The organism is Salinicoccus cyprini (assembly GCF_007713705.1).
Taxonomy (GTDB): Bacteria; Bacillota; Bacilli; order Staphylococcales; family Salinicoccaceae; genus Salinicoccus; species Salinicoccus cyprini.
This window is the reverse complement of the sequence record NZ_VMSJ01000001.1, coordinates 76308-100937: the sequence shown is the minus strand read 5'-3', so window position 1 is coordinate 100937 and position 24630 is coordinate 76308. Positions and strand designations below refer to the sequence as shown.

At 49.9% G+C, this 24630-nt stretch carries 21 protein-coding genes; 9 read left to right on the top strand and 12 right to left on the bottom strand.

Annotated elements, in window-relative coordinates:
- Positions 1-49: 49 nt before the first annotated feature.
- The 5 genes from FO441_RS00510 to FO441_RS00490 form a co-directional block, all read right to left on the bottom strand.
- Positions 50-1924 carry an oligopeptide ABC transporter substrate-binding protein gene (locus tag FO441_RS00510; protein WP_145284233.1) on the bottom strand — a complete coding sequence of 625 codons (1875 nt, stop codon included), beginning with the start codon at positions 1922-1924 and terminating at the stop codon, positions 50-52.
- 299 nt (positions 1925-2223) lie between these two features.
- Positions 2224-3330, bottom strand: a complete 1107-nt coding sequence (locus FO441_RS00505) for an ABC transporter permease (RefSeq protein ID WP_237605429.1) — start codon at positions 3328-3330, stop codon at positions 2224-2226.
- A gap of 15 nt (positions 3331-3345) precedes the next feature.
- Positions 3346-4308: an oligopeptide ABC transporter permease gene (opp4B, locus tag FO441_RS00500; RefSeq protein WP_145284230.1), complete on the bottom strand. Its 963-nt coding sequence runs from the start codon at positions 4306-4308 to the stop codon at positions 3346-3348.
- 7 nt (positions 4309-4315) lie between these two features.
- The gene (locus FO441_RS00495) at positions 4316-5245 is read right to left on the bottom strand and encodes an ATP-binding cassette domain-containing protein (protein ID WP_145284227.1); all 930 of its coding nucleotides are present in this window, start codon (positions 5243-5245) and stop codon (positions 4316-4318) included.
- A complete protein-coding gene (locus FO441_RS00490; RefSeq protein ID WP_145284224.1) occupies positions 5242-6291 on the bottom strand; it encodes an ABC transporter ATP-binding protein in 1050 nt (349 codons plus the stop codon). The genes FO441_RS00495 and FO441_RS00490 overlap by 4 nt, the downstream gene beginning before the upstream one ends.
- 404 nt (positions 6292-6695) lie before the next feature.
- Here FO441_RS00490 and FO441_RS00485 point away from each other — a divergent pair, with 404 nt between their 5' ends.
- Positions 6696-6893, top strand: coding sequence for a YjzD family protein (locus FO441_RS00485; protein WP_145284221.1), 198 nt, complete (start codon positions 6696-6698; stop codon positions 6891-6893).
- A 47-nt stretch (positions 6894-6940) separates the two neighbouring features.
- Here FO441_RS00485 and FO441_RS00480 read toward each other — a convergent pair whose 3' ends face one another.
- A complete protein-coding gene (locus FO441_RS00480) occupies positions 6941-8026 on the bottom strand; it encodes an NAD(P)H-dependent flavin oxidoreductase (protein WP_246094961.1) in 1086 nt (361 codons plus the stop codon).
- Positions 8027-8227: 201 nt separating this feature from the next.
- Here FO441_RS00480 and FO441_RS00475 point away from each other — a divergent pair, with 201 nt between their 5' ends.
- From FO441_RS00475 to FO441_RS00460, 4 genes are all read left to right on the top strand, one after another.
- Positions 8228-8776 (top strand): glycerol-3-phosphate responsive antiterminator, encoded by a 549-nt coding sequence (locus tag FO441_RS00475; protein WP_145284218.1) that lies wholly within the window; start codon positions 8228-8230, stop codon positions 8774-8776.
- 163 nt (positions 8777-8939) lie between these two features.
- Entirely contained in the window at positions 8940-9758 is an 819-nt protein-coding gene (locus FO441_RS00470) for an MIP/aquaporin family protein (protein WP_145284215.1), read from the top strand.
- A gap of 50 nt (positions 9759-9808) precedes the next feature.
- Positions 9809-11320 carry a glycerol kinase GlpK gene (glpK, locus tag FO441_RS00465; protein WP_145284212.1) on the top strand — a complete coding sequence of 504 codons (1512 nt, stop codon included), beginning with the start codon at positions 9809-9811 and terminating at the stop codon, positions 11318-11320.
- A gap of 69 nt (positions 11321-11389) precedes the next feature.
- Entirely contained in the window at positions 11390-13069 is a 1680-nt protein-coding gene (locus tag FO441_RS00460) for a glycerol-3-phosphate dehydrogenase/oxidase (RefSeq protein WP_145284209.1), read from the top strand.
- Between the two features lie 129 nt (positions 13070-13198).
- On the opposite strand, the gene FO441_RS00455 is transcribed toward FO441_RS00460, so the two are convergent.
- The 5 genes from FO441_RS00455 to clpB all read right to left on the bottom strand — a co-directional run bounded on the left by FO441_RS00455 (position 13199) and on the right by clpB (position 19266).
- Positions 13199-13978 carry an amino acid ABC transporter ATP-binding protein gene (locus FO441_RS00455; RefSeq protein WP_145284206.1) on the bottom strand — a complete coding sequence of 260 codons (780 nt, stop codon included), beginning with the start codon at positions 13976-13978 and terminating at the stop codon, positions 13199-13201.
- Positions 13975-14676, bottom strand: coding sequence for an ectoine/hydroxyectoine ABC transporter permease subunit EhuD (gene ehuD / locus FO441_RS00450; protein ID WP_145284203.1), 702 nt, complete (start codon positions 14674-14676; stop codon positions 13975-13977). Before ehuD ends, FO441_RS00455 begins: the two co-directional genes overlap by 4 nt.
- Positions 14676-15338: an ectoine/hydroxyectoine ABC transporter permease subunit EhuC gene (gene ehuC, locus FO441_RS00445; protein WP_145284200.1), complete on the bottom strand. Its 663-nt coding sequence runs from the start codon at positions 15336-15338 to the stop codon at positions 14676-14678. The genes ehuD and ehuC overlap by 1 nt, the downstream gene beginning before the upstream one ends.
- A 74-nt stretch (positions 15339-15412) precedes the next feature.
- Positions 15413-16303, bottom strand: a complete 891-nt coding sequence (gene ehuB, locus FO441_RS00440) for an ectoine/hydroxyectoine ABC transporter substrate-binding protein EhuB (protein WP_370637553.1) — start codon at positions 16301-16303, stop codon at positions 15413-15415.
- 374 nt (positions 16304-16677) lie between these two features.
- Positions 16678-19266 (bottom strand): ATP-dependent chaperone ClpB, encoded by a 2589-nt coding sequence (clpB, locus tag FO441_RS00435; protein WP_145284197.1) that lies wholly within the window; start codon positions 19264-19266, stop codon positions 16678-16680.
- Positions 19267-19451: 185 nt separating this feature from the next.
- On the opposite strand from clpB, the gene FO441_RS00430 reads away from it, so the two are divergent.
- Positions 19452-20276 carry an undecaprenyl-diphosphate phosphatase gene (locus FO441_RS00430; protein ID WP_145284194.1) on the top strand — a complete coding sequence of 275 codons (825 nt, stop codon included), beginning with the start codon at positions 19452-19454 and terminating at the stop codon, positions 20274-20276.
- Positions 20277-20358: 82 nt separating this feature from the next.
- Here the strand turns inward: FO441_RS00430 and FO441_RS00425 are convergent, their stop codons facing one another.
- Positions 20359-20667 (bottom strand): metal-sulfur cluster assembly factor, encoded by a 309-nt coding sequence (locus tag FO441_RS00425; RefSeq protein ID WP_145284191.1) that lies wholly within the window; start codon positions 20665-20667, stop codon positions 20359-20361.
- A gap of 109 nt (positions 20668-20776) precedes the next feature.
- Between FO441_RS00425 and FO441_RS00420 the strand changes: the two genes are divergently transcribed.
- The 3 genes from FO441_RS00420 to FO441_RS00410 are packed head-to-tail and all read left to right on the top strand — an operon-like array spanning position 20777 to position 23797.
- Positions 20777-21589 (top strand): Cof-type HAD-IIB family hydrolase, encoded by an 813-nt coding sequence (locus FO441_RS00420; protein ID WP_145284188.1) that lies wholly within the window; start codon positions 20777-20779, stop codon positions 21587-21589.
- A 19-nt stretch (positions 21590-21608) separates the two neighbouring features.
- Positions 21609-22451 carry a DegV family protein gene (locus tag FO441_RS00415; RefSeq protein ID WP_145284185.1) on the top strand — a complete coding sequence of 281 codons (843 nt, stop codon included), beginning with the start codon at positions 21609-21611 and terminating at the stop codon, positions 22449-22451.
- Between the two features lie 2 nt (positions 22452-22453).
- Positions 22454-23797 carry a CoA-disulfide reductase gene (locus FO441_RS00410; RefSeq protein ID WP_145284183.1) on the top strand — a complete coding sequence of 448 codons (1344 nt, stop codon included), beginning with the start codon at positions 22454-22456 and terminating at the stop codon, positions 23795-23797.
- Positions 23798-24630: the final 833 nt, after the last annotated feature.

Genomic DNA, 24630 nt, shown 5'->3' with positions numbered 1-24630 from the left:
ACAACAAAAAAAGCATCCATGCAATAGGCATGGATGCTTTCAGTGCATCTTATTCCTGAACTTCTGTGACGCCCCAGTTGTAAGGAAGCGTTTCTTCGTTGTACTCAAGATCGATGCTGTAGTTGACAACTCTTTCGTTTACAGGAACAACATATGCTCTGTAGAGTGTCGGGATTACAGGCATTTCTTCAACCATGAGTGCCTGCCATTCGTTATAGATCTCCTGTCTTGTTTCGAGATCGAATGCTTCTGCAGAGTTTCCTCTTTCCATCAGCTGAGTGCTCTCTTCAGTTGCATAGCGTGGGTAGTTGAATGTTACATCCGGACCGTAGAGACCGTAAGGGTCGACGTCGGAACCAACACCCCATGCACCTTGATAGATATCTACTGCTGGATCGTCATTTTCAACCATATCGTAGAATGTGTTGAACTCGATCAGGCGTCCGTTGGTAAGCTGTACGTTCAGGCCGACTTCTTTCCAGGATTGGATGTAGTAGTTGGCAAGTGGTTCAGCTGTATCGCCACCGGACATGGAAGCGAAGTTGATTTCAAGTGGTTCGCCTTCTGGTGTTTCACGGAAGCCGTCCCCATCGACATCTTCGTATCCTGCTTCATCGAGAATACGGTTTGCTTCTTCAGGATCATACTGTGGCACTTCAACGCTGTCATCGTGCCAGTTTGCATGGTAAGGTGTGATCAGAGTCGTTGCTTTCCAGCGCAGTCCATTATAGAAACGGTTGCCGACAGCTTCGTTATCCATTGCGTGCCACATTGCACGACGAAGTTCCGGATCGCCCATTTTGGATTCTTCAGGCATGTAGTTTACTCGGCCTTCCTCTTCATTCCACTCACCCAGTTTGAAACCGATATAAGTGTAGGCACCCTCGATGTTTGCCAGCCATTCCACACCTTCCATACCCTCTACATCCGGATACTGGTCAGTCGGGAAGTTGATTGCGAAGTCGATTTCGCCAGTTTCCATAGCATTCGCTACAGAAGATGGTGAAACGACGCTCAATGTTACACCGTCAAGATTCGGTTCGCCTCTCCAGTAGTCTTCGAATTTGGACATTACAACGGCTTCCCCTGGTGTAACAGAATCTACTTTATAAGGTCCGATTCCGATAGGGTTTTCACGTGTCTGTGGTGCTTCAGGCATCTCAGCTACTGCAACCCCTTCATAGTGGTGCTCAGGCAGTGCATAAGGCCAGAACCCGCCTGCTGTAAGGGATGGTGCAAGTTCCGTGTAGGTAAATACTGCTGTCTGATCATCCACTACTTCGATACCGGAGATGGAATCCGCTTCTCCTGCTTTGAATTCATTGTAGCCTTCGATCAGAGTGAAACCGTCAGTCGCACCACGTACGCCCGGATACTCGGGATCACCGATCACTTCGTATGCATAGACATAGTCCTGGATTGTCAGTGGTTCACCATCGTGCCAAGTGACGCCTTCCTGCAGTGTGAAAGTGACAGTGTTATCATCCTGGTTTACTTCATACTGGAGTGCACCATCATTTGTATACTGGAAATCTTCATCCATCGTGAACAGTGGCTCATCGAACAGGCTGATGACTTCAAAGTCAGGATTTCCTGAATAGAAGTTGAAGTTCAGCGTGCCTTCAAACGGTGTATCTGAAGTCAGGCCCACATTCAATGTACCCCCTTCAGCAGGTTCCCCTTCATTCGATACTGTCGTACCGAAGTCTTCATAGTTGTATACGTCACCAGAAGCTGAATCCTCGCTGGACCCTTCTTCTGTTTCTTCTTCAGTGCTTTCTTCTGTCGTCTCTTCCGAGCTTGCATCGCCGGAAGCTTCTTCAGTTGTTTCTTCCTCTGATGATCCTCCACCACATGCAGCAAGTGCAAGCACCATGATGAGCATTGTGAAGAACATCAATTTCGACCACGAAAATTTCGCCATCATACTTCCTCCCTCTTCATTTAGATAATTTAAACTGATATATACTCAAGTTCAGTTTAAGGCTGAAACTTAGTACCATAATATGTAAATAAATCACTTGTCAAAAATATGTGATTTATTCATCTATGCATAATATTATCATAATTATCTGAAATATCAATGCTGTTTTGTTTAAAATTTTCAATAAATTTGTATTATGACACTTAATTGTTAATAATTCCTAAAATTTAGTTATTTCAATAAAATCGCTTACTTTTTATTTCATAATAAGAGCCCCATTTCATATGGGGCCCTGAAAATCAAGCCTGTCGCTGTCTGGCATCTCCTGCACGTCTCATCGCTTCGCCGATGTTGCGGACACACAGCATGAGTACAAGTATCATGATTGCTGCCGGCACCCAGATCCATGGCCTGTGCTGCAGAGTCTGTGCGTTGGTCGCATAGGCCATCAGCGTACCGAGAGACGGCGTATCTTCCGGGAAACCGAATCCGATGAAGGACAGCCCCGACTCTATACCGATATTCGCCGCCAGCGACAATGTGCCATTGACGATGATGATACCGACAAGGTTCGGCATGAGCTGTGTAAATACAATCTTGGCGTGCGAACTGCCGAGTGTTCTGGAAGCATTGATATAATCCAGTTCACGTTCCTGTATGGCGAGTGAACGGACAAGCCTTGCGGTACCCGTCCAGAGGAACGCTGCCATTATCAAAGAAAATGTGTAGATGTTGTATGTTGGTGTGATTGTAACGAAGACGATGACGATCATGAGGAATGGCAGAACCATGAAAAAGTCCACGATACGCATCATGATGTTGTCGATCTGTCCACCGAAGTAGCCAGATACCACACCGAAGACGATGCCGAAACCGACACTCATCAATGTAACGAGAATACCGATTGCAAGCGAGTTTCTCGTTCCGATGATCAGTTGACCGAATATGTCCCGACCGCCATAGTCGGTACCGAGCCTGAATGTTTCATCGGGCGCCTGGTTGATGGCGAACAGGTCGACCATGACAATCTGCTCCCTGTCGAGAAACATCGTCAGACCGAAAACATAGGCGGTAATGATAGTGAAGATGATCAGTGAAAATAAAGCCAGCTTATCGGCGATGACTTCCTGGATGATGATCTTCCAGCCGGGTGTACTTCTCGGCAGGTTCTTCGAATCGAGGGCGCCGTGGCCGGCAGCACCATGCTGTATGTCCGCTTTGATGCTCATGTCCATGTCGCCTTTTTCATATGTGTGGTCGTCATTCGACCTGGCTTCGAAAGGATCACCATCCCTTGGCATGTCATCACTTTCCGTATTGCGCCGATCCAGCTCCTGCTGACGGAGACGCGTTCGTTCTGTACGTTCATTATCGGAATTCTGATTGTAGTCATTTCTATTGCTCACTTTATACGCTCCTCCTTATTTGATGCGGATCCTCGGATCAACGATACTCAGAATGATATCGGACAGCAGGGCGCCTACAATTGCCATGAACCCATAGAGCAGGATCAGAACGTTGGCCACGCTGAAGTCACGTGTGGATATGGAATCGACGAACAGTCTGCCCATACCCGGATAGCTGTAGATCATTTCTATGAAGATGGAACCTCCGAGCAGTGCAACGATTTCGTAGCCGAAGAATGCTGCGATCGGAAGAATCGAGTTTCTGAAAATGTGCTTGTTGTATACAGCGGATTCTTTAACGCCTTTTGCACGGGCAAGGATGATGAAATCCTTCTGCTTCGTCTCGATGATGCCGCTTCTCAAGTACTGGACAGTACCGACCAGTCCGATCAGCGCAATCGCAAAACTTGGCAGTACAAGGTGGTTTATTTTACTCAGTACATAGTCCAGACTTCCTGGTGCCACACCCGGTGCAACGGACCCGCCTGTCGGGAACCATCCAAGGTTGTAGCCGAATATCCATAGGACGACAAGACCGAATATGAACTGCGGCGTTGCAAAACCAAGGTATGTATAGCCGGTGATGGCATTATCGAGCAGAGAATCGTTATATCGACCGGATATGAGACCAAGTGGCAGACCGAGCAGGTAGATCAGTACTGTGGAGAACAGTGACAGCCAGATTGTGTTCATCAGACGATCGCCGATGACATCCATGACCGGACGCTGGTGGAAGATCGATGTTCCGAAATCGCCTTGGAACATTGCGAATATCCAATCCCTGTACTGTATGTACCATGGGTTGTCCAGGCCAAGTGCTTCTCTTCTTGCCTGTATTGCTTCTGCAGGTATGTTTGGATCAATCAGCCCGGATAGTGCATCTCCGGGCATCATGGAACCCATTATGAAAACAAGGACACTCAATACGACGAGCTGCGGAAATGTGATCAGCAGTCTTCTTATAGTAAATTTCAGCATTTTTTCATCAACCTTTCACCGGTAGCGCGACTCTGTGCGTCTCTGAAATGGATTGCAGCGGGAAAGCTCTGCCCTCTTCGTCAAGATGATCGACAAAGTTCTGTTCATACTCTTCCTTGACCTTCTGTCTCATGGCAAGGTTGCTTTCGATCTCATCCACATCTGTATCGGGAATTGCCGCAATCAGCCTTTTTGTATAGATATGCTGAGGGTTGCTGAAGATATCTTCAGCTCTCCCCTCTTCTACAAGACGCCCCTGATACATGATGCCGATGTGCTTGCACATGTGTCTGACGACGCCGAGATCGTGGGCGATGAACATCATCGTCAGATTCATGTCCTGCTGGATATCCTGCATGAAGTTGAGCACCTGGGCCTGTACGGATACGTCGAGTGCTGATACTGGCTCATCTGCAATGATCAGCTTCGGGTTCAGTGCGATTGCCCGCGCCACACCGATTCTCTGACGCTGTCCACCTGAAAATTCGTGCGGATACTTATAGAGGGATCCGGGTGGCAGACCGACTCGCTCCAGCAGTCTCAAAACTTCCGGAACGAGTTCGCTCCTCGACCGTCTATGATAATTCCTGATCGGTTCCGCCACGATATCGAATACACGTTTACGCGGATTGAGTGATGAATATGGATCCTGGAAGATCATCTGTATATCATCTCTGACATCCACCGACTTCCCTTTTGTATTCAGCTTGTTGCCATCAAAGTAGATTTCTCCGCTTGTGACAGGATTCAGACCCATTACAGCCTTGCCTGTCGTCGTCTTGCCGGAACCCGATTCGCCGACCAGCCCGTATGTGGTACCTTCAGGAATGCTGATACTCACTCCGTCTACAGCCTTGACATGGTCCTTTACTGTATTGAAGAAGCCGCCCTTGATCGGGTAATGGACTTTCAGGTCTTTAATTTCCAATAGGTTCATCGTGCCCTGCCTCCTCTGACGCCTGTTTCAAGCTGGTATTCCTCAACACCGACATCCTGCCGGGATTCACCTTCAAGCGTAAAATGCTTGTAGCACGTACAGCGTACGAAGTGATCGTCTGCAATTTCCCGCAACTGAGGATTCTCTTCATGCGCGGATGCACTGATCCATGGAATGCGCGGTGCAAAGCGGCAGCCAGTCCGGTCCATCTTGTTCAGCGCCGGTACAACACCCTGGATGACATGCAGCTTTTTACCCAGCATGTCTTCGGATGGCAGAGAGTTCAGCAGAGAACGCGTATATGGATGCTGCGGGTTCTTGAACAGTTCCCTGACCGGTGCTACTTCGACAATCTGCCCGGCATACATGACGGCGACACGGTCCGCCATCTCGGCAACAACGCCAAGATCATGGGTGATCAAAAGGACGCCTGAGTTCAGGTCTTCCTGGAGTTCCCGGATCAGGTCAAGAATCTGTGCCTGTATTGTCACGTCGAGTGCTGTTGTCGGTTCATCCGCGATCAGCAGCTTCGGACGGTTCGCGATGGCGATTGCAATGACGACGCGCTGGCGCATGCCGCCGGACAGTTCATGCGGATACGCTTCTGCAACACGGTCGGGTCTCGGGATACCGACGCGATCGAGCAGTTCCACAGCATATTTGTCCCGGTCACTTTTCGATTTCGTATTATGTATCTTGAGCGTTTCAACAATTTGCTGCTTTATCTTCATCAGTGGGTTGAGGGCTGTCATCGGATCCTGGAAGATCATAGCCAGGTCGCCCCCACGTATTTTATTCATCTTGCCTTCATTCAGTTTCAGAAGGTTCTGACCCTGAAAATTGACCTCCCCTTCGATACGGGCTTTTCTGTGCAGCCCCATCAATGAGAATGCCGTGGCACTTTTCCCTGAGCCCGACTCTCCTACAAGTGCAAGTACTTCATTCGGCTTGATGCTGAATGTCACATCATCGACTGCCGGAAAGTACTTGGTCCCGATTTTAAAAGAGGTTGTCAGATTTTTTACTTCTATCAGCTTTTCAGACATCTATTTTCACCCATTCTTTCTTCGTTTCATATCATAAATCGTGCAATCTTCATCCTGAAAAATAAGGAATATTCGGAAAAATAAATATGTACCAGTTTCAAATAATTGCATCTGAACATGAAATCATCTTAGTATATTGTACGTGTCGGTAAATTAATTTGCAACACTCGTTTTTTGAATTGCAACAATATTTAAGTATTTATGAGTATTAAATATACACTAATGCATAAACCATTTCAACTTGTTTTCCATTTTTTTACGGCAATATGTAACCGCTTACATTATAATACACTGTTTTCTATCATACAAATATGACAACTATTTTTTTATTTCTTTTACTACTATACATTGAAAGTGTTTTAAGTTATCATTAGTTTATCTAAATTTGTAGTGGAGGCAGGACCATGCGGTATATCATCAGTTTCATCTGGGCACTTATGCTTACACAGATGGTTAACTTCGTACTGAACAGTCTCGGCGGCGGCGGACCTTACAATGTATGGAGTGGCGTACTGCTTGCAGTACTGATCACGTTGACACTCGTCATTCTGGATCTCATCCTGAAGCCGGAAGATACGAACGAAGCACAGCATAATCATTGATCATATCGAAAAGACCCAACCATCGGTTGGGTCTTTTCATGTTCCTGCTATATGACAATGCCGAGCTCCTCTGTCTCTACAACCAGCTGCTGGACGAGTTCAGCAGCTGACATGTATCTCGCCATGGCTTTTCCCTGCCCGGCTAGCAGCATGGCATAGTCGGTACTGTTCTGCGCCTTCGAAGCATCCTGTATCGGCTGCGTCAGAGTGCGCTGCACAGGATAATCCACCATTCTTTTCGTATGCTCGGACATATCCTTGATGAACGTGTTCTTGATTGCCCGGGCCGCGCGTCCGGTGAATACACGTGTCAGTACGGAAGGGACACCCCTATCGGCAGACAGTGCATTCTTATGGACCGCGTGTGCACCGCTCTCCTCAGTGGAGATGAATGCTGTACCGAGCTGGACGCCTGCAGCACCGAGTATCCGTGCTGCTGCGATGCCGCGGCCGTCCATGATGCCACCTGAGGCAATGAGCGGAATCGACAGATGATCCGCAGCTTCCGGAATCAGGCTCATCAGACCAACCAGACTATCTTCCACCGGGTCCAGAAATGAACCCCGGTGGCCCCCTGCTTCCACCCCTTGCAGAACGACTGCATCAAAGCCTGCGCGCTCCACCATTTCAGCCTCCTTGACCGTTGTCGCAGTGCCGATCAGAATGATGCCCGCTTCCTTCAGACGCTCTATCTGCTGGTGGGATGGAATGCCGAAGATGAATGAACATACGGGGACCTGCTCCTCGATGATCACTTCAATCCGTTCATTGAATTTATTTTCAACATCCTCATAGGCAACGGGGGCGACTGTGCGCTGATCAAGATCGAATCTTTCATAGAGCGGCTTCAATGCTTCATATGCTTCTGAAATCCCCTGTTCAGTCACTTTGAACTGCCACGGTACGAAAAGATTGGCACCGAATGTTCCGGCATCCTTCTTCAGATCCCGGATCAACTTTCTCAAGTCTTCCGGTTCCAGTCCGCCGGCACCGATCATGCCAAGCCCACCTGCTTTCGATACGGCGCTGACGAGCCTGAGTGTCGTAATGCCGCCCGCCATCGGGGACTGGATGATGGCGTGATCCACGCCAAGCAGATTTTTGAGCATGTCATTACTGCGTGATGTTTTCATGTATTTCCCTCCTGCGAGAGCATCATTGGACGTGTTTCTTCTATAATAATATGCAGGTGGTCCGTCCACTCTTTCAACCAGCATGCTGGATACTGTCCACCATTGTGACTATCTATACCCGAATTTTCAATTACTATACAATGCCGCATCAATCCTCTATGATGAACTGGACCAATAAACTAGAAATGAAGGTGCAATGGCATGAAAATCCTACCTGCAATCCGTTCAATGAAAGATTTCGAGAAACTGATCGGGAGCCGCTACCGTGCCTGTGTCGTTCTGGACATGCATATCGGACATCTGGAAAGCCACCTCACCACCATCAAGAAGCATGGGTTCGATGTCTATCTGCATCTGGATCTGATCAAAGGTCTTTCCGTGGATACCGCATCGCTTGAATTCATCCATCAGAAGTACAAGCCGACCGGCATTGTCACGACACGCGGTCGTGTCATCAAGAAAGCCAACCAGCTCGGCATGGAGACGATACTGCGTGTATTCGTCATCGATTCATCAGCCATTGAAAAAAGCATCGAACTCATCAGACAGTCCGAGCCGAAACTGATCGAGATACTGCCGGGCGTTGTACCGAAGGTGATCCACCTGTTCAAGCAGGAAGTGGATGCCGAAGTCATAGCCGGCGGGCTGATCGAGACACAGCGGGAAGTCGATGATGCGATTGCTGCCGGCGCAAAATATGTGACTACGAGCAAGACGGAACTCTGGTTCAGTCCGGACAATCATATGTGATGATGCATAACAGGTGTTGACAGCGCTATCATTTTAAGGTAGATTAAGGATAAGTTAATAGGACACGGAGAAACAGAGCCCACATTTATAGCTTGTACATAGCTATCAGTGTGGGTTTTTTTATGTTTTATTAGCCAACAAACAAACAAAGGAGTGATTTGCAATGAATGTCTACATTGCAGAATTTATCGGTACGGCCATTCTGATCCTGTTCGGGGGCGGCGTTGTTGCCAACGTCAATCTGAAGGGATCTCTGGCAAAAGGGGCCGACTGGGTCGTTATCGCATTCGGATGGGGATTTGCGGTAACATTCGCAATCTATGCTGTCGGACAGGTCTCAGGTGCACACATCAATCCGGCTGTTACACTCGGCTTTGCTTTTGCAGGCACGTTCGAATGGGGAATGGTAATCCCATACATCATCGCACAAGTACTCGGCGCCATGTTCGGAGCTTTCCTCGTATGGCTGCACTTCATGCCGCACTTCAAAGCTGAAGAAGATCCGGGTGCTAAACTCGGCGTATTCTCGACCGGGCCAGCACTGCCGAACTACGTGTCCAACTTCGTCAGTGAGATCATCGGTACTTTCATCCTTGTGATGGGGCTGCTGTTCATCGGAGCGAACGATTTTACAGAAGGTCTGAACCCGCTGATCGTCGGCTTCCTGATTACAGCAATCGGTCTCAGTCTCGGTGGTACAACAGGCTATGCCATCAACCCGGCACGTGACCTCGGTCCAAGACTTGCCCACTTCATCATGCCGATTCCAGGCAAAGGCAAGTCCAATTTTGCATATGGCATCGTTCCGGTACTCGGTCCATTGGCTGGCGGTGCACTCGGTGCTTCAGTCTATAACGCAATATTTCTCGCGGAGATGAACATGTTCCTTTTCCTTGCAATCGTATTCACTGTTTTGGTTCTCGCGCTAGGGGTATTTCTTAATAAAAGCCTGCTCAAGGGGAAAGCCTCAAAACTGCTATAGTCTCCATAGGAACAATCTAGCAAATTCAAAGTAAAGGGGAATGAATCAACATGGAAAAGTATATTCTATCAATCGACCAGGGGACAACAAGTTCCCGTGCCATCCTATTCAATAAAGAAGGGGATATCGTCGGCACGAACCAGGCGGAATTCAAACAGTACTTCCCACAGTCCGGCTGGGTGGAGCATAACGCCAATGAAATATGGAGTTCCGTTCTTGCGGTCGTGGCAGGGGTCATGACTGAAAACGATATCCGGCCGGAGCAGGTCGAAGGTATCGGCATCACCAACCAGAGGGAGACTGCAGTCGTCTGGGACAAGAATACCGGCCGTCCGGTCTATAACGCCATCGTCTGGCAGTCCCGTCAGACGGCGGAGATCTGTGACACACTGAAGTCACAGGGGCATGAAGAAACATTCCGTAATAAAACCGGCCTATTGCTCGACCCTTATTTTTCCGGAACGAAAGTCAAATGGATCCTCGATAACGTGGAAGGTGCCCGTGAGAAGGCGGAAAATGGAGACCTGATCTTCGGCACCATCGATACATGGCTCATCTGGCGATTCACTGAAGGCGCGGCCCACGTGACGGACTACACGAATGCCAGCCGTACGCTGATGTACAACATATATGATCTGAAATGGGATCAGGAGCTGCTTGACCTCCTCGAAGTACCGGCATCCATGCTGCCCGAGGTGAAATCATCCAGTGAAGTATACGGTGAGACGACAACTTCCCACTTCTTCGGACGCAATGTACCGATTGCCGGCGTAGCCGGTGACCAGCAGGCAGCCCTCTTCGGTCAGACATGCTTCCAGGAAGGCGATGCTAAAAATACTTATGGCACAGGATGTTTCCTGCTGATGAATACAGGAACGGAAGCCATCAAGAGTGATAACGGTCTATTGACCACCATCGCCTACGGCATCGACGGCAAAGTAAAATATGCACTTGAAGGTTCCATCTTCGTTGCCGGTTCGGCCATACAGTGGCTCCGTGACGGACTGCGCATGTTCAACAACTCTGCACAGTCGGAATCCTATGCCAAACGTATCGAGTCCACTGAAGGTGTCTACATGGTTCCGGCATTCACCGGTCTGGGTGCCCCTTATTGGGATTCCGAAGCACGGGGCGCAATATTCGGTCTCAGCCGTGGCACGGAAAAGGAACACTTTGTCCGCGCGACACTCGAATCACTTGCGTACCAGACGAAAGACGTTCTTGATGCCATGCAGAAAGACAGCAACATCGAACTTGAGACACTGCGTGTCGATGGTGGTGCAACAGCCAACGATTTCCTCATGCAGTTCCAGGCAGATCTGCTCGATACGAAAGTGGAACGCCCTGAAGTGCTTGAAACTACAGCTGTCGGTGCTGCGTACCTTGCAGGACTTGCTGTCGGCTTCTGGCAGTCCACCGACGAACTGAAAAAAGTCAGCGAAACGGACAGCGTATTCGAACCTGAGATGGAACAGGAACAAAGAGACTCCCTCTATGACGGCTGGCAGGTTGCCGTAAAGGCGACCCAGGCCTTCAAGCCGAAGCATCTCAAAGATAAGTAAAGACGCTTCATAATAAAGACCCAAGATCCGCGCGGCCTTTATTTTTCTAAAAAACTAGGAGGTATTTCAATGCTGAACACATTAACTAGAAAAGATCAATTGCAGCATATGGAGAAAGTAGACTATGACATTGTTGTTATTGGTGGTGGTATCACAGGGGCGGGAATCGCCCTTGATGCTGCCAAGCGAGGAATGAAGGTTGCACTTGTAGAAATGCAGGACTTTGCTGAAGGAACGAGCAGCCGCAGCACGAAACTGGTCCATGGCGGACTCCGCTATCTGAAACAGTTCCAGATTGGTGTTGTACGTGAAACAGGCATTGAACGTGCCATCGTCTATGAAAATGGACCGCACGTCACAACGCCTGAATGGATGCTGCTCCCCTTCCACAAAGGCGGAACATTCGGGAAGTTTACAACGAGTATCGGCCTGCGTGTCTACGACATGCTCGCTGAAGTGAGACGCAGTGAACAGCGCAAGATGCTGAGTGTGGATGATGTCATCGAGAAGGAGCCGCTCGTCAAACGCGAAGGACTGCTCGGTGGCGGATACTACGTCGAGTACAAGACCGATGACGCACGCATGACGATCGAGGTCATGAAGAAAGCGGCGGAATTCGGCGCAGACCCGATCAACCATGTCAAAGCAGTCGGATTCATCTATGACCAGGGCAAGGTTGTCGGTGTGCATGCTGAAGATCAGATTGATGGTGGATCGTACCAGATACTTGGACGCCGTGTCATCAATGCAACAGGACCATGGGTGGACGAAGTCCGCTCCCACGATGCCGAATCCAAAAAAGGCAAGAAGCAGCTGTTCCTGTCGAAAGGCGTACACCTTGTATTCGATGAAAAGGACTTTCCGCTCAAGCAGGCAGTCTACTTCGATGCCAAGTCCGACGGCCGCATGATCTTTGCCATTCCTAGAAATGGCAAGACCTATATGGGAACGACGGATACACGCTATACGGGTGATAAGAAGGAGCCGGTCGCGACAGCAGAAGACCGCAGATATCTGCTTGATACGACAAACAACATGTTTCCGGGCCTCGATCTTGATGAGTCGCATATCGAGTCGACATGGGCAGGCATCAGACCCCTCATCCACGAAGAAGGCAAAGACCCTTCCGAAATATCCAGGAAGGATGAAATCTGGGAAGCGAAGAGCGATCTCATCACCATCGCCGGCGGTAAGCTGACAGGCTACCGTCATATGGCACAGGAGATTGTGGATCTGGTCGCGAAACGTCTTCAGCAGGAGTATGGACTCAAATTCAAGAAAGCCGATACAGTCAAGCAGCCGATTTCAGGCGGGGACGTCGGCGGCAGCGCCGGCTTCGAAGACTTCGTCGCACGCATGTCGGAACGCGCACCATCCTACGGCCTATCCATCACAAACGGTCAGCGACTTGCTAGACATTATGGCAGCAATGTCGAACGCGTATATGAAATCATCGGCAGCCTCGGTGCTGCATCCGAGCACTACGGACTGCCGAAGGATATCCATGCACAGGTCATCTACAGCATCCAGCATGAAATGGCCGCGAATCCGCGCGACTACTTTGTCAGACGCACAGGCGATCTTTATTTCAATATCGCCAATGTCGAAAAATACAAAGATGCAGTCATCAACGTGATGGGCGACCTTCTCGAGTGGGATGAAAACACCCGCAAAGAAGAGAAAGAAACGCTCAGAACAGCCTACCTCCAAGTAAAAGGCGGTACCGGCTTTGCACTTGAAAACGCATAAGGTGGTAGTTTGAGACTCCAGAGGCGAATTGCCTCCGGAGTCTCTATTTTTGCGGGAGGATAAGGGACCCCCCCGGTAAACAGCATTCCCACAAAAAAGCACCGACCATTGGCCGGTGCTTTTCTCCTTCTATACTTCTTCTTTTCTGAAGCGTTTCAGGAATTCCTGCAATCTTGGATTCTCGGATTTGTTGATGACTTCATCAGCAGTGCCGGATTCGGCGATGACGCCCCCGTCCAGAAACAGGACGCGATCTGCGATCTCAAGCGCAAAATCCATTTCGTGTGTGACGAGGATCATCGCCATTTCATCATGTTCGGCGAGGTCGCGTATGACTTCCAGCACCTCACCGACGAGTTCCGGGTCGAGGGCGGAGGTGACTTCATCGAAAAGCATGATCTTCGGCTTCATGACGAGTGCGCGTGCCATGGCGACGCGCTGTTTCTGCCCACCTGACAGATTGGATGGATAGGCATCGTACTTATCACTGAGACCTACCCGATCAAGCATCTGTTTGGACAGGTCGACTGCTTCATCCTTTTTCATCTTCTTGACCTGTACCAGTGGGGTCACGCAATTATCAAGTATTGTCTTGTGCGGGAAAAGGTTGAAGTGCTGGAACACCATCCCGATGTCCTTCCGCACAGATCGCAGATGCTTTTCATTTGCTGGTTTCATCTTCCCCTTTACTTCCATCTTCCAGAGGTTCTCTCCGGCGACATAGATATCTCCGTCCGTCGGCTCCTCGAGTGTCATCAATAGACGGATGATCGTCGTTTTGCCCGATCCACTCGGACCGATGATCGCAATTTTTTCCGTTGGACGGATGTCGAGATTGATTCCCTTGAGGACGTGCGTATCACCGAATGACTTGTGAATTTCCTTATATTGTACAATCGGCTCCATTATTCAACCACCTTCACTTTCTTCTGCTTCTTCTCAAATCGGCGATTCATTTTATTTTCAAGCTTTCGGATCAGTAGTGCAGACGGATAGCTGAGCAGCAGGAACAGTATCGCAACGATGGTCAGCGGTTCGATGTAGGACCACGTCTGCGCTCCGTAGCTCCGTGCCAGGCTCAGTATGCCGACGACACCGATGGTTGCCGCAAGCGGTACTTCCTTGAACAGGATGATCAGATAGTTTCCAAGCATCGGTATGGTCGGCGGCAGTGCCTGTGGCAGTACAATTTTCGTCCATTTGTCTCTCGTCGAGAAATTGAGCGCCGTCGATGCCTCCCACTGTCCTTTATCCACGCTTTCAATACCGGAACGGTACACTTCGCTGATATAGGTGGAAAAATGAATGCCGAGTGCAAGCATTGCTGCAACGAACGGTGTAAACGATGTACCGATATAAGGTACCATCGGCCATGCGAAATAAAGGAAGAATATCTGTACAATCGGCGGTGTCGACCGGATGAACTCCCGGATCCAGTAGATGATGAAGTTAAAGGGTCTGAATGGTGTCGATTCAAGCACCAGCCACACGAAGCCGACAATCAGGGCGAGCGCATAGCTGACCACAGTCAGACCGAGGGTGATTTTCAACCCGGCAAGAATAATCGGAAAAGCATCCATGAACGTTTCCCAACTCCAGTATGTCATCAGCTGGCCACCCCTCTTCTGGATATTTTTTCACCTTTCTTCGACAACCATATGAGCGGCAGGGCAATGATGAAGTACATGACCAGCACCATCATATAGGCGATCGGTCCTTCGGATAGATTCGAGGAACGGTAGATGTCCCCATAGTAGAGTATATCGGTCAAGCCGATCAGGGAGACGAGTGCCGTCCCTTTAAGTATCTGTATTGAATAGTTGCCGAATTCCGGCAGCATCAGTCTGAGTGCCTGTGGCAGTATGATATGCCGCATCCGCTGGAATCCAGAGAAGTTCAGTGCGATGCTTGCCTCCGTCTGCCCTTTATCAATCGCGAGGATCGAACTTCTGACGACTTCCGACATGTAAGCGCCGTAGTTCAGGGCGATCGCAATGACACCGACCCAAAAGTTGCTGCCAAGATCGATATTGAACAGCATCGGTACTGCATAATAGAGCCAGAACAGCTGGACGATCAAGGAAGTCCCCCTGAATATTTCAACATACAGCGTGGTGAACCCACGCACCAGTGGATTTTTCACCAGCCTCATGAGGCCGGCGACAAAAGCCATGATAAAAGAAAACAGGGTGGATACTAGAAAGATGCTGATTGTCGTCCAGGCGCCCTGGGACAGATAGGTAAGTATGTTCACCCCAGTTTCGAACATTTTTTCCTCACTCCTTATCTTTCAATTGAAAAGGCCCAGTATTTCCATAGGAATGACTGGACCTTGAAATATTATTAACCTTCGCACAGTTGTTCAGTTGTCATTCCATCGACTGGAACTGCGTTGTTTTCTGCAGTAAAGCCCTGTGAGTTATCCAGAATTTCATCGATTGTGCCGTCTTCCTTCAAAGTCTGCAGTGCTTCATTGTAGGCCGTGCGCAGTTCTTCATCCTCAAGGTTGAAAGCGGCTGCACCATAGCTTGGAATGCCTTCGATGTCCGGCTGTTCGAAGTCTTCCACGACTTCCACATCTTCACTGCCGAGTGATTCATAGGCTGCCCTCAATGTTGCTTCTGTCGCAGCTGCGACGTCAGCATTGCCGGACTGTACAGCTGCAAGCTGCGCAGGGATATCACCGACCGACATGATCTGGTCTGATGCCACACCTTCCTGCTCGAGGAAGTCGAACTGTGTCGTTCCTTCCATCAATGCTACGGTCACATCCGGATTCTCTGCGATATCGGCATAGCTGTGGATGTCATGCGGGTTGCCTGCTTGGACAACAAGTCCTTCCCCATACTGCATTTCAGGTTCCGCAAACAAGGCATTTTCACAACGGTCCGGCAGAATCGCCATACCGGCAGTAATGACATCATACTGTCCTGCCTGTACGCCCGGGATCAGTTCTCCCCAGTCCGTCAGGTGGCCTTCCACATTATCGATGCCCATTTCTGCAAATACCGCTGTCGCAATGTCGATTGCAGCACCTTCAAGTTCTCCGCTGTCTGAATTCTGATAGGCGTAAGGTGGCTCATTTGCGAACCCGACGTTGATTGTGCCACTTTCCTGAAGTTCAGCCAATTTACTGGAACCTTCCCCCGAGTCCCCAGAGTCTGAACCGCCATTTCCGCAAGCGCCAAGTACAAGTACAAAAGCGAGCATAAGTAACCATGCATAATTCTTCAAAAAATCTCCCCCTAGTAAGTTTGTGATCTTCCCTACTCTATAACGTGTACCTTTTCAGTATACAAGAACGAGTTACTATGTCAAATTAAGGATTAAATGGGGAATAAAGGTGTTTTAGGGGTGCAGAGGATTCGTGGTGTAAAAAAGGACTTACAACAATATTAATACAAATTGACTGATAATTCAAACTAACTTGGAAACTTATTTCCTATCAACATAAAAAAGCCGTACCCACTTGCTGTGGGCATAGCTATCGATGGTGAGTTGGCGCCATCACCTCCCCATCCCAAAAAAAGACTGCAGACATGTCATTCTACAATGACTTTGTCTACAGTCTGAAGTCACACCCACTTCTTATGGGTACGGCTTCCATGCTACATATCAAATTGAAGTGCGCCATCACGGTAGTCTATTTTCACATCGATGCCTTCCGTCATATCCGCTTCAATGAGCTTTCTTGCAAGCGGCGTTTCGATATGACGCTGTATGAAGCGTCTCAACGGTCTGGCCCCGAACTGCGGCTCATAGGCTTCATCGGAGATCCAGTCCTTGACTGCATCGGTCACCTGGACGGTCATATGCTGATCTGACAGACGTCTGTTCAGATCGTTGATCAGCTTGTCCGTAATCAGTTTCATGTTCTCTTTGGAGAGTGGACTGAAGATGACGATGTCATCCATGCGGTTGATGATCTCCGGTTTGAAGTACTGATGGATCTCCTTCATCACGTAGTCCTTCGTGGTATCGGAGATTTCCCCGTCCTGTCTGACGTTATCAAGCAGATGGCCGGAGCCGATGTTCGACGTCATGATGATGATCGTATTTCTGAAGTCGACAGATCTGCCTTTCGAGTCGGTCAGACGGCCTTCATCAAGCAGCTGGAGCAGTATGTTGAAGACATCGGAATGTGCCTTCTCCACTTCGTCCAGCAGGATGACGGAATACGGCTGGCGGCGGATGGCTTCTGTCAGCTGACCGCCCTCCTCATGACCGACGTAGCCCGGAGGTGCACCGATCAGTCTCGATACCGCATGCTTTTCCATATACTCACTCATGTCGATACGGATCATATGCTTCTCGGAATCGAACATTGTTGCAGCAAGTGTCTTCGCAAGCTCGGTCTTGCCGACCCCCGTCGGTCCGAGGAACAGGAAGCTGCCGATCGGGCGGTTCGGATCCTTGATGCCTGCGCGGGCACGGATGACGGCGTCTGCGACGAGGTCCACCGCTTCATCCTGGCCGACGACCCGCTCATGCATGATGTCAGAGAGCTTGAGCAGCTTGTCCTTCTCCGTCTCGACGAGCTTCGATACCGGGATGCCGGTCCACTGGCTGACGATATAGCCGATTTCCTCCTCGGTCACCACTTCACGGATGATGCGGTTTTCACCAGCGCTCTCCTCCTGCAGCTTTTCTTCCAGTTCGCGCAGTTCACGTTCGAGCTGCGGCAGCCTGCCGTGACGGAGTTCTGCTGCCCGTTCAAGCTCGTAGTTGTTTTCTGCCTCATCGAGTTCCTGGCGCGTGCGGTCCACTTCTTCACGCTTGTCGTTGACCTTCTGGATCTGCCCTTTTTCCTTTTCCACACGCTGCGTGAGTGCCTGCTGCGCTTCACGGGCTTCCGACAGTTCCTTCTGCAGTTCAGCCAGGCGCGTTTTTGAAACCGAGTCATCTTCCGACTTCAAAGCCTGCTCCTCGATCTCGAGCTGCATGACACGACGGTTGATCTGGTCGAGCTCCGTCGGATTGGAGCCCATCTCCGTGCGGATGGTTGCACTTGCCTGGTCCATCAGGTCGATGGCCTTATCCGGCAGGAAACGGTCCGTAATATAGCGGTCGGAAAGTTCTGCGGCCGCAACGAGCGCACGGTCCGTGATTCTGACACCATGGTGGACTTCATAGCGTTCCTTCAGTCCACGCAGGATGGAGATGGTATCCTCAACATCGGGTTCCGGAATCTGTACTTTCTGGAAGCGGCGTTCCAGTGCAGAATCCTTTTCGATATATTCACGGTACTCGTTCAGTGTCGTTGCACCGATGCAGTGGAGTTCGCCGCGTGCAAGCATCGGCTTCAGCATATTGCCGGCATCCATGGCACCTTCCGTCTTGCCCGCACCGACAAGCATATGGATTTCATCGATGAAGAGTATGATGCGGCCGTCGGATTCCTTTACTTCCTTCAGCACCGCCTTCAGACGCTCTTCAAATTCCCCCCGGAATTTCGCACCGGCGACAAGCGCCGACAGATCGAGTTCGAAAATGGTCTTATCAAGCAGGCTGTCCGGCACGTCCTTGCGGACGATACGCTGTGCCAGCCCTTCGACGATGGCGGTCTTGCCGACACCCGGCTCACCGATCAGTACCGGGTTATTCTTTCTTTTACGGCTCAGTATGCGGATCGAGTTGCGGATCTCCTCGTCCCTGCCGATTACAGGGTCGACGTTGCCGCTGCGCACCTCCTCGACCAGATCGCGTCCATATTTCTCAAGTACTTCATACTGTACTTCCGGATTTTGTGTAGTCACACGATTCCCTCCTCTGACTTTGCTGATTATTTCCCTGATCACTTCACGCTTATTGCCGACGGCCGCTTTCATGATCGGCTCCACTTCGATGCCCGCAAGCAGCATATGTTCGACGGAAACATATTCGTCCTTCATATCCGCCATGATCTTCTCCGCCCGGTTCACAATCTGGGTGAAGCCGTTCGACATATACTGCCCGTACTGGACATTATCGCCTTTGACAACATTATACTTGGACAGCTTTTCATCATATTCACCGAGCAGCTGATCGACATCGATGCTGGCGCGTTCAAGCACATCCCGTGCCATGCTGTCATCCACCGTCAGCAGTGCCTTCATGACCGCTTCCGATTCAATCGACTGGAGTTTCATATCCACCGCCATCGACTGTGCCCGTTCAATGACGGACTGGACGGTGTAGGTCATTTTATTTATATCCATACATATCACCTCTTTGCAGAAATAGAACGCAGCTGTTTTCACTCAGAATGCATCCTCAAAATTTATTTGACCATATTTGACCTTTAATTATATTATACACTTCCATCATTATTTTTCAAGTAATCGATAGCTTTTAGCAGGCTTTTATCTTATATTATAGTCTGAAGTATCTAGGAGGTAGGAGAATGGATATCATTGAAATTATACGCTACATATTTTTAGGGCTGCTGCAGGGCTTCACAGAGCCCATACCGGTCTCATCAAGCGGCCACCTGGTCATCGCCCGGGAGCTGCTCGGCATCGAGGCCAGAGGCCTGTCTTTTGAAATCCTGCTGAATACCGCGTCGCTGATTGCGGTCCTCTACATCTATCGTAAAGATATTACAGCAATCATCGTCAATCTGAGCCGCTATATATTCAAAGGCGCCCGGGATGCAGAAGCCATCGAAGACTTCCGCTACACCATCTATCTGGTCATTGCGACCATCCCGGTCGGTGTGCTTGGCGTGCTCCTTGAGGATATCATCGGTGATAATGTCTCCATGATGACAGTCGGTCTGATGCTGCTCGTCACCGGTGTGGCACTATGGTTCATCAAAAATAAACGCGGCGAGAGACGCGACGGGGACCTGAACATCAAGGATGCCATCATCGTCGGCTTATCCCAGTGCGTTGCGCTGATGCCCGGCATCAGCCGGAGTGGCGCGACACTTGTCGGTGCCATGGGTGTCGGAATGAACCAGAAGAACGCGCTCCGATTCGTCTTCCTGCTCTATATTCCGGTATCACTCGGCACAGCACTGCTCTCCATTGGAGATCTGGTCAATGATCCCGAGATCATGACACTCGCACTCCCTTATGCACTGGCATTCATCGCGACCATCATCGCCACCTACTTCGGACTCAAGTGGCTGCAGGGTGTAATGGAACGCGGCAACCTGATCATATTCACCTACTACTGCTTTGCGCTGGGAACGTTCTCGATTCTGTATTCCCTCTTCTTCAAATAGAAATCCTCCCAGATCGGGAGGATTTTTTCATTGGCAGTGAAAAAAAGCCCCCCTGTACAGGAGGGCTCAACTATATGATCGATCAGCTTACACCGAGTGCGATTTTAGCGTAACGGCTCATTTTATCTTTATCCCATGGTGGATTCCAGACGATATTGACTTCCGTCTCTTCAACTTCCGGCAGTTCGGAAAGTGCTGTTTTCACCTGGTCCACAATCTGTGGTCCCATCGGGCAGCCCATGGATGTCAGTGTCATTTCAACACCTGCTCTGCCGTCTTCGTCAAGATGCACACCATAGACGAGACCGAGATTGACGATATCGATGCCAAGTTCAGGGTCGATGACGTTCTCAAGTGCTCCCATCATGCTTTCTTCCATTGCTTTATCCATTTATCTCACTCCTTCCAGAGTATATACTATTAATATATCAAAAAAATTACACTATATAAACATAAATGATATGATAGTTTTATGAATATTGACAAGGAGATTTAACGTAATGGAAAAACACCTCATATGCCTGGATCTGGATGGCACGCTGCTGACAGATGAAAAAACCATCAGCCCATTCACCAAAAAAGTATTATTTGAACTTAAAACCCGCGGTCATGAACTGATGATCTCAACCGGCCGCCCCTATAGAGCGACTGAGCCCTACTACCGCGAGCTCGGCATGGACACGCCGATCGTCAATTTCAACGGGGCCTTTGTCCACCATCCGCAGGATCTCTATTTCAAAACAGTACATGAAGAACTGGACCTTGAAGTAGCCAAGGAAATCGTCAAACGTGTACCGGACCTGAACATACAGAACGTCATTGCCGAAGTGAAGGATAATGTCTATATCCACTACCATGATGAAGTGCTGTTCGAAGCCTTCGGCATGGGCAGCCCACAGATCAAGATCGGGGATCTGACGCAGAATATAGAATCTGGACCGACATCCATTCTCATACAGGCGGAGGAGCCGGAAGTACCCGCCATCCGCCAGGCATTGGATGATCTTTTTGCCGAAACGATCGAGCACCGCCGCTGGGGGGCACCATACCCGGTCATCGAGATTGTCAAGAAGGGCATCAACAAGGCAGTCGGTGTCGACTATTGCCGTGGCTACCTCAATATCGATAGAAAGCATACAATCGCATTCGGCGATGAGGATAACGATACTGAAATGCTCCGTTTTGTGGAGCACGGTGTTGCCATGGGCAATGCCATTGATGAAATCCAGGAAGTCGCAGACCATAGGGCGGATACGAACAATAATGACGGCATCGGCCATTTCCTGAATGACTTTTTCAAATTGAACCTATAAAGAGAAGGGAGCAGATGATATGAAACTGATTGCAGACAGCTGTTCGGATATTTCCATAGATGAATTGGATAGAATGGGTATTGAAATGATCCCCTTGAAAATCACGATCGACGAGGAGGACTACCTGGATCAGTATGAAATCTCAAACACTGAGGTGCTCGATGCCATCTCGGAAGGCAAGCGCCCTTTGACGAGCCAGGCGAACCCTGGAGACTTCACGAAAGTCTTCCGGAAATATGTGGAGCGGAATGTACCCGTATTATACATGGCGTTCTCGAGCGAACTTTCAGGGACTTACCAGAGCGCGGTCATTGCACGCGATACGATTCTTGAAGATCATCCAAAAGCGGACATCACCCTCATCGATACGAAAGCGGCAAGCTATGGACTCGGCATGATCGTGGAGCGTGCGCACGGTTATGTGGAGGAAGGACTCGGCAAGGACGAAATTGTTGCGAAAGTGGAAAAGGATGTCAAAGCCATCCGCCACTTCTTCACGGTCCATGACCTCGACTATCTGGCCAAAGGCGGCCGTCTGTCGAAAGGCCAGGCATTCCTCGGCGGACTGCTCAACATCAAACCCCTGCTTCATGTTGAAGAGGGCAAGCTGGTTCCCCTTGAAAAGCACCGTGGCATCAAAAAGGTCCATGGCAGCATGGTCCAGCATCTGATTGCAGACAATGTCACACACGACGTGCATATCACGCATGCCAATGCCGAAAGCCAGGCGGAACAGCTGAAGCAGAAGATACTTGATGAGACGAATGTCACGGAAGTCAAGATCAGCACGATCGGACCGACGATCAGCAGCCATACCGGCAATGGCACAGTAGCGATGTTCTATTTCAACGAAGGAGTGTAACGATGCCTAAAGTGATCATTGTAGGCGGTGTTGCAGGCGGTGCGACGACTGCCGCCCAATTGCGGAGAATCGATCCGGATATCGATATCACCATATACGAAATGGGACGCGATATCAGCTACGGCAACTGCGGCCTCCCCTACCACATCGGCGGCGAGGTGGCAGAACGCGATCAGCTCATTGCAGCCACACCGGAAAGCTTCCTTGAGCGGGACATCATCGTCAACACCCATCACGAAGTGATGGGTGTTGATGCCGGGAGGAATACAGTCCAGGTCAAGGATATATTGAACGACCGGACATTCGATGCTGAATACGACCATCTCATCCTGTCACCGGGCAGCGCGCCACGGATCATTCCCGCGCTGTTCGATGTGCCCCAGGCGTTTGTGCTGCATTCCCTTGAGCACCTGGATGAGATCAAGGCTCATATCGAGAATGAAGGCATTGAACGTGCAGTCGTTGTCGGGGGTGGCTACATCGGTCTCGAAATGGCCGAAAACCTCGTCCACCGGGGTATCAAAGTGACGCTGGTCCATCGTTCGGAGGAAGTATACCCCCCGCTTGAGCGTGACATGAGCGGGTTTATCGTCGATGAACTGAAAGCGCAGGGCGTCGATGTAAAATTGAATGCAGAAATTATGGAAGTCGATGGCGACACTGCCACACTGACCACCGGGGAAGAGATCGATGCACCGATGATCATCGCAGGCATCGGCATCACACCGCGCACCGACTTCCTGAAAGATTCCGATATTGCCACGAATGATCTCGGCTATATTTGCGTCGACCAGTACGGAAGGACAAACCATGAGAATATCTATGCCGTCGGCGATGCGATTGAAACATCCTATCAGCATGTCGACCGGCCGGTCAATGTCGCGCTGGCGTGGGGCGCCCACCGTATGGCGTATGTCATCAGCAACCAGATCAGCGGCGACAGGTCGGTCCAGTTCGAAGGGCTGCTCGGCACCAACATCATCAGATTCTTCGACCATGACATCGCGACGCTGGGGCTTGAAGTATCAGAACTCGATGACTATCCGCACTTCGTCATCGACCATAAGCAGAAAAATAAAGCCGGGTATATGGCGGACAGCTTACCAATCCACGTCCGGCTACATGTGGCACAGGAAGACGGGAAGATACTGCGCGCTGCTGTCGTCGGTACAGAAGGCGTCGACAAGCGCATCGATGTCCTGGCAGCCCACATCCGTCTCGGCGGAACCGCCATGGATCTTGCCAACATCGAAGTCGCCTACTCCCCGCCATACTCCAGTCCGAAGAGTGTACTCAATATGGTCGGCTACAAGGCGATAGAAAAAATGAACAAATTGCAGAAATGATGCGCAATATGAAAATGCCCTCCTGGAATCCAGAAGGGCACAGATTGAAGACAAACCCCGTTTTGACACGGTGTTTGTCTTCTTTTTTGTATTTTTATGGATCCCGAATTGTAGGCGTCGCCATGGTGAGTTAGAGGGCCAATTCACCGTCGTGGGCGCTACCATGGCGAGTTAGAGGCTTAATTCACCATCGTGGAGTCTACCATGGTGAGTTAGAGGGCCAATTCACCATCGTGGGCGCTACCATGGCGAGTTAGAGGCTTAATTCACCGTCGTGGGGGCTACCATGGCGAGTTAGAGGGCCAATTCACCATCGTGGGCGCTACCATGGCGAGTTAGAGGCTTAATTCACCGTCGTGGGGGCTACCATGGCGAGTTAGAGGGCTAATTCACCATCGTGGGGGCTACCATGGCGAGTTAGAAGGCCAATTCACCATCGTGAGCGTAGCCATGGTGAGTTAGAGGGCCAACTCACCATCGTGGGCGCTACCATGGCAAGTTAGAGGGCTAATTCACCATCGTGGGCGCTACCATGGCGAGTTAGAACACCAATTCACCGTCGGGGTCGATTGTGATGATGACCGGCGACGGAATATTATCGTTCAGGGGAATCGGTTTTTCCATCCTGCACCCGCTGCCTGTTGATTTCAGCATACTCTTCCCCCTGATCTGCAGATTCCCATACATCCCGACAAAAAGACTGCAGACATGTCATTTTAATATGACTTTGTCTACAGCCTGAGTCCTCCTGGAATCCAGGGAAGCATTATTTTGATTTGGCGTGCTTGCTCCCGGTCATAATATGGGATGAACGGGAAAACCGCTATACATGC

Coding starts and splice junctions, on each gene's coding strand:
- FO441_RS00510 (WP_145284233.1), bottom strand. CDS start 1,924: ATGGCGAAATTTTCGTGGTCGAAATTGATGTTCTTCACAATGCTCATC.
- opp4B (WP_145284230.1), bottom strand. CDS start 4,308: ATGCTGAAATTTACTATAAGAAGACTGCTGATCACATTTCCGCAGCTC.
- FO441_RS00495 (WP_145284227.1), bottom strand. CDS start 5,245: ATGAACCTATTGGAAATTAAAGACCTGAAAGTCCATTACCCGATCAAG.
- FO441_RS00490 (WP_145284224.1), bottom strand. CDS start 6,291: ATGTCTGAAAAGCTGATAGAAGTAAAAAATCTGACAACCTCTTTTAAA.
- FO441_RS00485 (WP_145284221.1), top strand. CDS start 6,696: ATGCGGTATATCATCAGTTTCATCTGGGCACTTATGCTTACACAGATG.
- FO441_RS00480 (WP_246094961.1), bottom strand. CDS start 8,026: ATGAAAACATCACGCAGTAATGACATGCTCAAAAATCTGCTTGGCGTG.
- FO441_RS00475 (WP_145284218.1), top strand. CDS start 8,228: ATGAAAATCCTACCTGCAATCCGTTCAATGAAAGATTTCGAGAAACTG.
- FO441_RS00470 (WP_145284215.1), top strand. CDS start 8,940: ATGAATGTCTACATTGCAGAATTTATCGGTACGGCCATTCTGATCCTG.
- glpK (WP_145284212.1), top strand. CDS start 9,809: ATGGAAAAGTATATTCTATCAATCGACCAGGGGACAACAAGTTCCCGT.
- FO441_RS00460 (WP_145284209.1), top strand. CDS start 11,390: ATGCTGAACACATTAACTAGAAAAGATCAATTGCAGCATATGGAGAAA.
- ehuD (WP_145284203.1), bottom strand. CDS start 14,676: ATGACATACTGGAGTTGGGAAACGTTCATGGATGCTTTTCCGATTATT.
- ehuC (WP_145284200.1), bottom strand. CDS start 15,338: ATGTTCGAAACTGGGGTGAACATACTTACCTATCTGTCCCAGGGCGCC.
- clpB (WP_145284197.1), bottom strand. CDS start 19,266: ATGGATATAAATAAAATGACCTACACCGTCCAGTCCGTCATTGAACGG.
- FO441_RS00430 (WP_145284194.1), top strand. CDS start 19,452: ATGGATATCATTGAAATTATACGCTACATATTTTTAGGGCTGCTGCAG.
- FO441_RS00425 (WP_145284191.1), bottom strand. CDS start 20,667: ATGGATAAAGCAATGGAAGAAAGCATGATGGGAGCACTTGAGAACGTC.
- FO441_RS00420 (WP_145284188.1), top strand. CDS start 20,777: ATGGAAAAACACCTCATATGCCTGGATCTGGATGGCACGCTGCTGACA.
- FO441_RS00415 (WP_145284185.1), top strand. CDS start 21,609: ATGAAACTGATTGCAGACAGCTGTTCGGATATTTCCATAGATGAATTG.
- FO441_RS00410 (WP_145284183.1), top strand. CDS start 22,454: ATGCCTAAAGTGATCATTGTAGGCGGTGTTGCAGGCGGTGCGACGACT.